This is a genomic window from Rhizobium sp. CB3171, from assembly GCF_029714265.1.
In the GTDB taxonomy this organism is placed as follows: Bacteria; Pseudomonadota; Alphaproteobacteria; order Rhizobiales; family Rhizobiaceae; genus Rhizobium.
In genome coordinates, this window is record NZ_CP121653.1 from 2,433,931 (window position 1) to 2,444,664 (window position 10,734).

Sequence of the window (10,734 nt, forward strand, 5' to 3'; positions counted from 1 at the left end):
GATGTTCAGGAAGATATTGATCGCCAATCGCGGCGAAATCGCTGTCCGGATCATCCGGACGCTGAGGCGCATGGGCATCGCCTCCGTCGTCGTCTATTCGGACGCCGATCGCTTCGCCAAGGCATCGCTGATGGCCGACGAGGCCGTCAGGCTCGGTCCGGCGCCGGCCGCCGAAAGCTATCTCGATGTCGACGCCGTCATTGCGGCTTGCAAGGCTACCGGCGCAGAAGCCGTGCATCCCGGCTACGGTTTCCTTTCGGAAAACATCGGCTTTGCCAAGCGGCTGGCGCAGGAGGGCATCGCCTTCATCGGCCCGACGCCGGATAATATCGCCGCCTTCGGGCTCAAGCACACGGCCCGCGAATTGGCGCGCGCAAGCGGCGTACCGCTGCTACCGGGCAGCGGTCTCGTCGAGACGGGCGACGCAGCGCTCGCTGCGGCGGTTGAGATCGGATATCCGGTCATGCTGAAATCGACGGCCGGCGGCGGCGGCATCGGCATGCAGCTTTGTGAGGATGCCGATAGTCTTAAGGCCGCCTTCGAAAGCGTGCAGCGCACGGCCAAGGCCAGTTTCGGCGATGCGCGCGTCTATCTCGAACGCTTCGTATCGAAGGCACGGCACGTCGAAGTCCAGATCTTCGGCGACGGCAAGGGCCGCGTGATCGCGCTCGGCGAACGCGATTGCTCGTTGCAGCGCCGGAATCAGAAGGTGATTGAGGAGACGCCCGCTCCCGGTCTTTCGCCTGAGATACGCGAGCGCCTGCATGCCGCGGCCATGGCGCTGGGCTCTTCCGCGCGCTACCAGTCCGCCGGAACCGTGGAGTTCATCTATGATCCTGCCCGCGAGGAATTCTATTTCCTCGAGGTCAATACCCGCCTGCAGGTCGAGCACCCGGTTACGGAAGCCGTCTACGGCATCGATCTTGTCGAATGGATGATCCGTCAAGCCGCCGGCGAGGATGTCATTTCCGGCAGCGAAATCCTCGTCCCTAAAGGCGTGGCGATCGAAGCGCGCCTCTACGCCGAGATGCCGCATGCCGGCTTCCGGCCGAGCGCCGGCCTGCTGACGGAGGTCGTCTTTCCGGCGGGCACGCGCGTCGACGGCTGGATTGAGACGGGCACCGAAGTCACCCCTTTCTACGATCCGATGCTTGCCAAGGTGATCGTGGCAGCCGAGGACCGGCCGGCCGCGATCGAGAAGCTGAAGCGCGCGCTGGCGGAAAGCTCCATCTCCGGCATCGAGACCAATCTGCAATATCTCCAGGCCATAGCAGGATCCAAGCTGCTGGCGAGCGGCGACGTGGCGACGACGGCGCTCAGGGACTTTCCTTTCGTGCCCGATGTGATCGAGGTGCTGGCGCCGGGTGCGCAGTCGAGCATTCAGGAACTGCCCGGCCGGCTCGGCCTCTGGCATGTCGGCGTGCCGCCGAGCGGCCCGATGGACGAGCGCTCGTTTCGTCATGCAAACAGGCTCGTCGGCAATGCTGACGAAACCGCGGCGCTGGAACTTACTGTTTCCGGGCCGGTGCTTAAAATCTTTTCCGACATTACGATCGCGCTCGCAGGCGCCTACATGCCGATGACCCTCGACGGCGTACTGCTGCCACATGGCGAAGCCGTCAGTGCGAGGGCGGGGCAGACACTGGCCGTTGGTGCGATAGAGGGGCCGGGCCAGCGGTCTTACCTCGCCGTTGCCGGCGGCTTTTCCGCGCCGGTCATGCTCGGTTCCAGGGCGACCTTCGGTCTCGGACGGTTCGGGGGCCATGCCACCGGCACGCTCCAGACCGGCCATGTTCTGAGGCTGGCACGCACGCCACAGCAGCAAACGACGGCGGCAGGCCGGCCCGCCCCTTTGACCCGAGCCTGGGAGGTCGGTGTCCTCTACGGCCCGCACGGTGCGCCCGACTTCTTTCTCGAAAGCGATATCGAGACGTTGTTCTCGACCGAATACGAGGTGCACTTCAACAGCGCCCGCACCGGCGTGCGCCTGATCGGTCCTGCGCCAAAATGGGCACGCAGCGACGGTGGTGAAGCCGGCCTTCATCCCTCCAACCTGCATGACAATGCCTATGCGATCGGCGCGATCGACTTTACCGGCGACATGCCGATCATTCTCGGCCCCGATGGTCCGAGCCTCGGTGGGTTCGTCTGCCCCGCCGTCATCGCTCGCGACGAGCAATGGAAGATGGGCCAGTTCAAGCCCGGTGATAAAATCCGATTTCGTCCTGCTGAACGTGCCGAAGACCCCATCGCCGGTCCGAGGCTGCAGCGCCTCGGCAATGCAGCAGGGTCGGGGATCGTCGGCCAGAGCCAAGAAAGACCCGTGCCCGTCGTCTATCGCCGCCAGGGCGACGACAATCTGCTGGTCGAATATGGGGCGATGACGCTTGATATCGCGCTGCGTCTGCGTGTGCAGCTTTTGATGCAGGCGATCGTCCAGGCTCGCCTGCCGGGCATCATCGATCTGACGCCCGGCATCCGCTCGCTGCAGATCCATTACGATGGCACGACCTTGACCCGCAAACGCCTGCTCGGCCTGCTCACCGAGATCGAGGCGGGCTTGCCGGCCGCGCAGGATATCAAGGTCCCCAGCCGCATCGTGCACCTGCCGCTGTCCTGGAACGATCCGGATGCCGAGCTTGCCATGCGCAAATATCAGGAACTGGTGCGCCCGAACGCGCCCTGGTGCCCTTCCAATATCGAGTTCATCCGTCGTATCAACGGCCTGCCGGATGAACAGGCGGTGCGCGACGTCGTCTTCAATGCCAGCTATCTGGTGCTCGGCCTCGGCGATGTCTATCTCGGCGCGCCGGTCGCAACCCCGGTCGACCCGCGCCATCGGCTGGTGACGACGAAATACAATCCAGCTCGTACCTGGACACCGGAAAACGCCGTCGGCATCGGCGGCGCCTATATGTGCATCTACGGCATGGAGGGGCCTGGTGGCTACCAGCTTTTCGGCCGCACCATCCAGGTCTGGAACAGTTGGCGGCAGACTGCGGTCTTCGCCAAGGACAAGCCATGGCTGCTCGACTTCTTCGATCAGATCCGCTTCTTCCCCGTCAGTCACAAAGAGCTGACAGAAGCCCGCGCCGCCTTCCCACACGGGGGTTATCCGGTCAGGATAGAGGAGACCGAATTCTCCTATGCCGCCTATGAAGCCGGGCTTGCCCGCGAAGTCGCCGCGATAGGCGCCTTCAAATCAGGGCAGCAGGCGGCTTTCGAAGCGGAACGGCAACGGTGGAAGGAACTCGGTCTCGACAGCTTCACCGTCGAGGAAGGCGCAGGCGCCGGCCTCGACGGCGACATACCGGAGGGTTGCTTCGGGATAGAAAGCGCCGTGCCCGGCAACGTCTGGAAGATACTGGTCGAAGAAGGCCAGCCAGTGGCTGCCGGCGACACATTGGCAATCATCGAATCGATGAAGATGGAAATCAACGTAACCGCACATGCCGCCGGACGCGTCCGCGATCTGCGCGCCGGCCCTGGGCGCAATGTCAAAGCCGGCGATGTGCTGGTCATTCTGGAGGAAATCTGATGCTTCCCACCATTCTCGATCTTGCTTCGCTGAGGCACGCTTATGCGGCCGGCCTGTCGCCGCTCCAGCTAATGGAAGAGATCATCGCAAGATGCAGGGCATCGGACGATCCGGCCATCTTCATCACGATGACGCCCGAGGACGACTTGCGAGCTGCGGCCCGTGAACTGGTGGCGCGTGCGCCAGAATCCAACAGCCTGCCGCTCTGGGGCATTCCCTTCGCGGTCAAGGACAATATCGACGTAGCGGGCTTGCCGACAACGGCCGCCTGCCCGGCCTTCGCCTATCACCCGCAGGCGGATGCGACGACAGTCGCGCGATTGAGGGCTGCCGGCGCCATCGTGATCGGCAAGACCAATCTCGATCAGTTCGCGACCGGACTGAACGGCACGCGCTCGCCGCATGGCGCACCGCGCTCGGTGTTTGATCGCAACTACGTCTCCGGCGGCTCCAGCTCAGGCTCGGCCGTTGCCGTCGCGGCAGGTCTCGCAAGCTTTTCGCTCGGCACCGACACCGCCGGTTCGGGGCGCGTGCCGGCGGCGTTCAACAATCTTGTCGGCATCAAACCAACGCCGGGGCTAGTGCCCAATGTCGGCGTGGTGCCCGCCTGCCGCAGCGTCGACGTCGTCACTATCTTTGCCGCGACTGTGGGCGACGGCATTGCCATCCGCAAGATCATGGAAGGCTACGACGCCCGCGATCCGTTCTCGCGGCAAGCCGCCCCAGCAAGCTTGCCGTCGACACGCCCGCGTATCGGCGTTCTCGACGCTGCGGAACGGGAGTTCTACGGCAACAAGGATGTGGAGGCGCTTTATGACGCCGCCATCGAACGGGCGCGATCGCTGGGCGCTGTGATCGTGCCCTTCGACTACGCTCCTTTCCGGCAAGCGGCCGAACTGCTCTATAACGGCCCCTGGGTCGCCGAGCGGCTGGCGGCGGTCAAGGAGTTCCTGGCGACGAATGGCGACGACTTCGATCCGACGGTGCGCGCCATCATCGAAGGGGCAAAAGCCTACGACGCAGTCGACGCCTTCGAAGGCCGGTACAAGCTGGAAGCATTGCGGCAGAAAACCAAGGCCGAATGGGAGAAGGTGGATTTCCTGATGCTGCCGACGTCCCCCACCACTTACACGGTCGAAGAGATGCAAGCGGACCCGATCGTCAGGAACAGCCACTTTGGCCGCTATACCAACTTCGCCAACCTGCTCGATTGCGCGGCGATTGCCGTTCCCGCCGGATTTGACGCCGACGGCCATCTGCCCGCAGGTGTGATGCTGGTGGGACCCGCCTTCACCGACGATGCGCTGGCCCCCTTCGCCGATGCCATGCATCGAGCGCTGGATACCGGAATGGGCAAGGACCGCAAAGCCGCGCTGCCGGAGGCAAGCCGCGTAGCGCCTTCGGCCGACGACTTCGTGCCGATCGTGGTGGTCGGCGCGCATCTGACGGATATGCCTCTGAACCACGAGCTGACGCGACCGGGCGGATATAAATTGAGGAGCGGACGGACGGACGGCAGCTACCGGCTCTTTGCCCTCCCCGGCACGATCCCGCCCAAGCCGGGGCTGCTGCGCGATCCCGGCTTTACGGGTAACGGCGTGGAGGTCGAAGTCTGGGCCTTGCCACCTGCGGCATTCGCCCGTTTCGTCCAGAACATTCCGGCGCCACTTGGCGTCGGCAAAGTCACGCTCAATGACGGCAGTTCCGTCACCGGTTTTCTCTGCGAGGCTCATGCCGTCACCGGCGGTCGTGAGATTACCGAGTTCGGCGGCTGGCGCAATTATATCCGCGCCTCCGGCCCGACAGTGTGAGCAAGGAGGGGCGGAATTCGAAAACTTCTGTCAATGGCAGCGCAGCTCGTTCTCAGAGGCCTGATCGCCAGGACCTGGGCGATTGGCGGCCGCTGCGCAGCCAGACATGGTGCTCGCTTGCGAGAGGCTCACACGGGAGATCCTTGACCGTCTGTCGCCATATTTGCTGCAGTCCACCTTGAAAGGATACGAGCTGGCGCGCAGCCCGACGGTTGACGAGGTCATGCCTCGAACGCGCCAGACGTTCCTCTTTTCGCAAACTCTTCAAGCAGCTATTCTACCAGCCTGATATCAAGCAAGGGCCATTTGCAGATGCCACGACAGGGTGAGTTTCGAGAACACATGACCATCCTTGGCGACGTCAACTTGACCTCATTCGTCCCGTGGATCCAACGCCACGCCAATAAGCTTGGACTTTCGCAGACATTCTTCCATTTTGGCGCAGATAGGATCGAGCTTGAGGTTGCCGGCCCCGTGGAATTGATCGATATGCTGGAAATGGGCTGTTCACTCGGTCCTTTCGACGTCTGGGTCGAGGAGATCCAGCGCAGAGTCATTGAGCGCCCCGAAATATCGCGTCTTAGCAATCCCTGATTTTCTGCCTTTTATTTAATCAATGTTGCCAATGCGAATTATTTATGCAAGCTTCCGAGGGCTGAGGGGATGCAGGGATCGGCGCCTGCCTATGACCGGTGGCGCTAAGTCATTGGTAAAATTGAGAGAGTTAAGGCTATGCCATTTGATGGGGCCGGATCTTGGGCGCCAGTTGCCCTTTCCTCTGATCTGCCACCAGGAACGGTCATACCGGCCTGGACAGCGGCCGGCCCAATTGCCCTATGGCGCAGCCAGTCGGGCCGCGTAACCGCATCCGCGGATCGCTGTCCACATCGCGGAATGCGATTGTCGCATGGTTTTGTCCGTGGTGAGGCGCTGTCCTGCATTTATCATGGATGGAGCTATTCCCCGTCTGGCGGATGCATTCGCATTCCGGCTCATCCCGATCTGGTCCCTCCGGAAACCATCCGTGTCGCTGTCCAGCGGGTCGAAGAATCGGGCGGTATTTTATGGATAGCCGCCGGACAACCGGCGACACAGCCCCCACGCTTCGACAAGCTCATACCGTTGCGCTCGCTAACAATGGAAGCGGATGTTGCGGCAATCGAGATCGTAGCAGGAGCAAAGACCGACGCAAACGGGCTGATCCACCTGCCTGATTTCCCCTGGATCGTGCTGCTGCTCGCGCCCCAGGGTAAGCATACGCTCCTTCATCTCATGATCGAACAGGACCGCAGCCCGACAAACCGTCTGACGGCTTCCCGTATTGCCGAATCTCTCCGCCGCCGGGCGGAAGAACGCCAAAGGGAGGGTGCGGAATGACAGGCGGCGCGATGATCGACGAATGGTATCCGGTCGGCCTTTTCAGCCAGCTCAGCGAAAAGGGAAGCAAGACCTGTCTGATGGGCGAGGCGATCGAAGTCGCGCGCGATCGCGACGGGAATGCGCGGGTGGTGACCGACAATGGACGCTCCCTTCCCGTCCGCGTCCGGTATGGCCATGTCTGGTCCTCCCTCGGAAAGCCGGACAAGGAGCTATTCGCCATTCCGGAAGCCGATCAGCCAGGCCGCCGCTTCGTCGATGTCGGTGTGGTCCGCGTGCGCTGTTCACCGCTTCGTGCCGTCGAGAACTTTCTCGACATCGCGCATTTTCCCTTCGTCCACACCGACATTCTCGGTGCGGAACCGCATACGGAGGTCGAAAATTACAAGGTCGAGATCCGCGAGAGTGAGGATGAAGTCTGGGCAACGCAGGTGAAGTTCTACCAGCCGCAGGCGGCAAAATCGGCGTCCGGCGGCATTACGACCGAATATATGTATCGCGTACCGGCACCGACCTGTTCGGTGCTCTACAAGACGTGTCCTCCGCGACCGAGCGAATGGGACGTCATTACCTTGTTCGTGCAGCCTCTTGCGGAAGACCTTTGCGACGTATGGCCATGGATGGCTCTCTTCGACGACGATACACCGATGACCGATCTCATCCACTTTCAGCAGACGATCTTCCTGCAGGATCGCTCGATCCTCGAAAACCAGATACCCACGCTTCTTCCGCTTGATCCGGGCATGGAAATTCCGACAAGGGCCGACCTCACCTCGGTCGCCTATAGGCGATGGCTCAAGCGCCATAACTATACCTACGGCGCACAGTTGGTCGCACAATGAAGCTCTACGACTATATTTTATCGCCAAGCTGTTACAAGGTACGGCTGATGGCCGCACTCTTGGGCACCAAGCTCGAAATCCGGCCAGTCGATTTCCATCCCGGTGCGGAGCATCGCGGACCGGAGCTTCTGGCGCTCAATCCGGCGGGGTCCATCCCAATCCTCGAGGATGGCGATCTTGTGCTCACCGAGTCCACAGCAATGCTCGCCTATCTCGCTGCCAGTGGTGCGCCGGAATGGCTGGGCCATAGTTCGCCGCAGGAGACGGCGCACGTGCAGCAATGGCTCTCCTTTTCGCATCGCCTGACCGCAAACCTTGGAGGCGCGCGGCTCCACGAAATCCTTCTGCGACCGGGAGATATCAAGGCATTGCAGGCTCAGGGGATTGCGGCCCTGCGCGAGCTGGAGGCTGGCCTCTTCGAACAGGGCGAGCGCGGCATGCGGTTCCTTGCGGCAAGCCAGCCGACGATCGCAGACATCGCCTGCTTTCCCTATGTGGCGCTTGCACCCGACGGCGGCGTCTCGCTCGATCCCTATCCCTTGATCCGGCTCTGGTTGCGCGCCATCCGCAGCCTGCCCGGTTTCATCGAAATGCCCGGCATTCACCGCCTGCACGAGCTGAAACTCGATCCGCATCCGGCTGGGGAGAAGTGATGGAATGACCGGCTATCTTCTGAAGAATTGTGCGGCTGTTATCATTGACGAGGGCAACGGGCCGAGCGTGCGCCGGAATGTCGACCTGCTCACCAGGGGTCCAGCGATCCAGGCGATCGGGGAGAACCTGTCGCTGAACGCCTTGCCCGAGGGCACCATCGTCCAGGACGCGTCCGGCTGGTTCGTCTATCCGGGGCTCGTCAACACCCATCACCACTTCTTTCAGTGCTTCGTGCGCAATCGGGCCGACCTCGACTGGACGAAGCTTTCCGTCATCGAATGGCTCGACCGGATCTATCCGATCTTCTCTCGACTGACGGAGGACTGCTTCTATCACGCTTCGGTCACTGCAATGGCCGAGATGATCAAGCATGGGTGCACCACCGCATTCGACCATCAATATTGCTTTCCCCGCCATGCGGGAAAGCGCCTGATCGATCGTCAGTTCGAGGCGGCCGAACTTCTGGGCATGCGCTTTCACGCAGGCCGCGGCGGCAATACCCTGCCGAAATCCGAGGGGTCGACGATCCCGGATGCCATGCTCGAAACCACCGATGAATTCATCTCCGATTGCGCGCGGCTGATCGATAGCTATCACGATGCCAGCCCCTTCAGCATGCGCCAGGTGGTGGTCGCCCCCTGCCAGCCAGTCAATTGCTATCGCGAAACCTTCGTCGAGTCGGTCGCGCTGGCGCGAGATCGCGGCGTGCAGTTGCACACGCATGTCGGCGAGGGCGAAAGCCCCGTCATCAAAGCGCGGCATGGAATGCGCACGGTCGACTACTGCGCCGAATTGGGTTTTGCCGGCCCCGACACATTCTATGCTCATTGCTGGGAACTGACGCACGACGAATTACGCAAAATGGCAGCGAGCGGCACGGGCGTCTCCCATTGCCCCGAGCCGGTCTACCTGGTCGGCGCCGAAGTGACCGACATCCCGGCGATGCAGGCCTTCGGACTACGTATCGGTCTTGGTTGCGACGGAGCGGCATCGAACGACAACTCGAACCTGATGCATTGCGTTCATTCCGCCTACATGCTGCAGTGCTTGACGGCCTCGACGCGTCAGCATGCCGTCCCCGCCCCGCTTGATTTTCTCCAGTATGCGACAGGCGGAGGCGCGAGCCTGCTGGGGCGCACGGATATCGGGCGTCTTGCCCCGGGCATGGCGGCCGACCTTTTCGCAATCGATACGCGACGGATGGACTATGTCGGGACGCGGCATGACCCGCTGAGCCTCATTGCCAAGGTCGGGATCGGCATGCCGACGGATATGACCATGATCAACGGACGCATTGTCTGGCAGGGCGGTGAATTCACCGGACTGGATGAGGCCGCCCTGTTTGCGGCCGCCGAGGCAACACTTGCAACAGTAGAATTCTGAAAAACCAAAAAGGGGAACTGGGATGCAGAAGAATCTGACCCGCAGAACATTGATGAAGAGCGCGGCTATCGCAGGCCTCGCAACGGCCTTCACCGGTCGCTCCGCCTTTGCCGCCGACGAACCGCTCGGCATCACGCTCGTCGTGCCCTCGCCGATCGGCGATGTCGGCTGGGGGCATGCGCTGGCTGCCGGCCTTGATCCGATCAAGGCCGCCTATGGCGACAAGGTCAAGGTGACCGTGATTGAGAACATCGCGGAAGGCCCGGATGCCGACCGCATCATGAACAAGACGGTCGCCGACGGAAATCACTTCCTGATCGCCGGCTCGTTCGGCTATCAGAACGGCGCGCTTCAGATTGCCCGCCGCAACCCCAAGGTTACCGTCCTGCATGCCTCCGGCTTCCAGGTCGCACCGAATTTCTCGCCCTTCGCCGCTAAGTATTTTCAGGGGACCTATTTGCTTGGAATGGCGGCGGCCGCTGTCTCCAAGACGGGCAAGCTTGGTTCTGTTTCCGCCTTTGCCATTCCCGAATTGATCACCTCCATCAACGCTTTCACGCTCGGAGCGCAGGCCGTGAAGCCGGACATCGAGGTATCGGTCGTTTGGGTCAATTCCTGGTTCGATCCGGCCAAGGAGCAGGAAGCAGCCAAGGCATTGATCTCGCAGGGCTGCGACGTGATATTCTCGAATGCCCAGGATACGCCCTCGGTCATTTCCGCCTGCGAGCAAGCGGGTGTCTACGCCTTCAATCTGAACTCCTCGATGAAGAAATATGCGCCGAAAACCTATCTCGGCTGCATCTCCACGGACTGGTCACCCTTCTTCAAGGCATCGGTCGATGCCCATCTCGCCGGTACCTTCAAAGGTGCCAACGCGTTCCTCGGCGTCGCCGACAAGGTCGTCGAAGTCGTCGACTGGAGCCCGGCGATCCCGGCCGACACCATGGCGAAGATCAGGGAGATTGAAGCGAAGATCGCCAGCGGCGGCTTTTCGCCGTTCGCCGGTCCGATCGCCAAGGCAGACGGCAGCGAAGGAGCGGCCTCGGGCACAACCTTGACGGATGCCCAGATCGTCGCGATGGACTGGCATGTCAAAGGTGTGAAGACGCCTTTGCCGAAGTAAGTCAAC

General features: G+C 61.9%; 8 protein-coding genes. All 8 read left to right on the forward strand.

The genetic code is table 11. The features are described from left to right. Position 1: 1 nt before the first annotated feature. The 8 genes from uca to QA648_RS30275 all read left to right on the forward strand — a co-directional run bounded on the left by uca (position 2) and on the right by QA648_RS30275 (position 10,728). Positions 2-3,538 (forward strand): urea carboxylase, encoded by a 3,537-nt coding sequence (gene uca, locus QA648_RS30240; protein WP_283052613.1) that lies wholly within the window; start codon positions 2-4, stop codon positions 3,536-3,538. Beyond that, positions 3,538-5,349 (forward strand): allophanate hydrolase, encoded by a 1,812-nt coding sequence (gene atzF, locus QA648_RS30245; RefSeq protein WP_283052614.1) that lies wholly within the window; start codon positions 3,538-3,540, stop codon positions 5,347-5,349. The genes uca and atzF overlap by 1 nt, the downstream gene beginning before the upstream one ends. A 342-nt stretch (positions 5,350-5,691) precedes the next feature. After that, on the forward strand, positions 5,692-5,943 hold the full coding sequence (locus QA648_RS30250; RefSeq protein WP_283052616.1) for an acylphosphatase: 252 nt from the start codon (positions 5,692-5,694) through the stop codon (positions 5,941-5,943). A 138-nt stretch (positions 5,944-6,081) separates the two neighbouring features. After that, positions 6,082-6,726: a Rieske (2Fe-2S) protein gene (locus QA648_RS30255; protein ID WP_283052617.1), complete on the forward strand. Its 645-nt coding sequence runs from the start codon at positions 6,082-6,084 to the stop codon at positions 6,724-6,726. Continuing rightward, a complete protein-coding gene (locus QA648_RS30260) occupies positions 6,723-7,568 on the forward strand; it encodes an aromatic ring-hydroxylating dioxygenase subunit alpha (protein WP_283052618.1) in 846 nt (281 codons plus the stop codon). The genes QA648_RS30255 and QA648_RS30260 overlap by 4 nt, the downstream gene beginning before the upstream one ends. Then, a complete protein-coding gene (locus tag QA648_RS30265) occupies positions 7,565-8,221 on the forward strand; it encodes a glutathione S-transferase family protein (protein ID WP_283052619.1) in 657 nt (218 codons plus the stop codon). The genes QA648_RS30260 and QA648_RS30265 overlap by 4 nt, the downstream gene beginning before the upstream one ends. A gap of 4 nt (positions 8,222-8,225) precedes the next feature. After that, positions 8,226-9,605 carry an amidohydrolase gene (locus tag QA648_RS30270; protein WP_283052621.1) on the forward strand — a complete coding sequence of 460 codons (1,380 nt, stop codon included), beginning with the start codon at positions 8,226-8,228 and terminating at the stop codon, positions 9,603-9,605. 22 nt (positions 9,606-9,627) lie between these two features. After that, positions 9,628-10,728 carry a BMP family ABC transporter substrate-binding protein gene (locus tag QA648_RS30275; protein ID WP_283052622.1) on the forward strand — a complete coding sequence of 367 codons (1,101 nt, stop codon included), beginning with the start codon at positions 9,628-9,630 and terminating at the stop codon, positions 10,726-10,728. The last annotated feature ends 6 nt before the right edge of the window (positions 10,729-10,734 follow it).

Coding starts and splice junctions, on each gene's coding strand:
- QA648_RS30260 (WP_283052618.1), top strand. CDS start 6,723: ATGACAGGCGGCGCGATGATCGACGAATGGTATCCGGTCGGCCTTTTC.
- uca (WP_283052613.1), top strand. CDS start 2: ATGTTCAGGAAGATATTGATCGCCAATCGCGGCGAAATCGCTGTCCGG.
- QA648_RS30255 (WP_283052617.1), top strand. CDS start 6,082: ATGCCATTTGATGGGGCCGGATCTTGGGCGCCAGTTGCCCTTTCCTCT.
- QA648_RS30250 (WP_283052616.1), top strand. CDS start 5,692: ATGACCATCCTTGGCGACGTCAACTTGACCTCATTCGTCCCGTGGATC.
- QA648_RS30265 (WP_283052619.1), top strand. CDS start 7,565: ATGAAGCTCTACGACTATATTTTATCGCCAAGCTGTTACAAGGTACGG.
- QA648_RS30270 (WP_283052621.1), top strand. CDS start 8,226: ATGACCGGCTATCTTCTGAAGAATTGTGCGGCTGTTATCATTGACGAG.
- atzF (WP_283052614.1), top strand. CDS start 3,538: ATGCTTCCCACCATTCTCGATCTTGCTTCGCTGAGGCACGCTTATGCG.
- QA648_RS30275 (WP_283052622.1), top strand. CDS start 9,628: ATGCAGAAGAATCTGACCCGCAGAACATTGATGAAGAGCGCGGCTATC.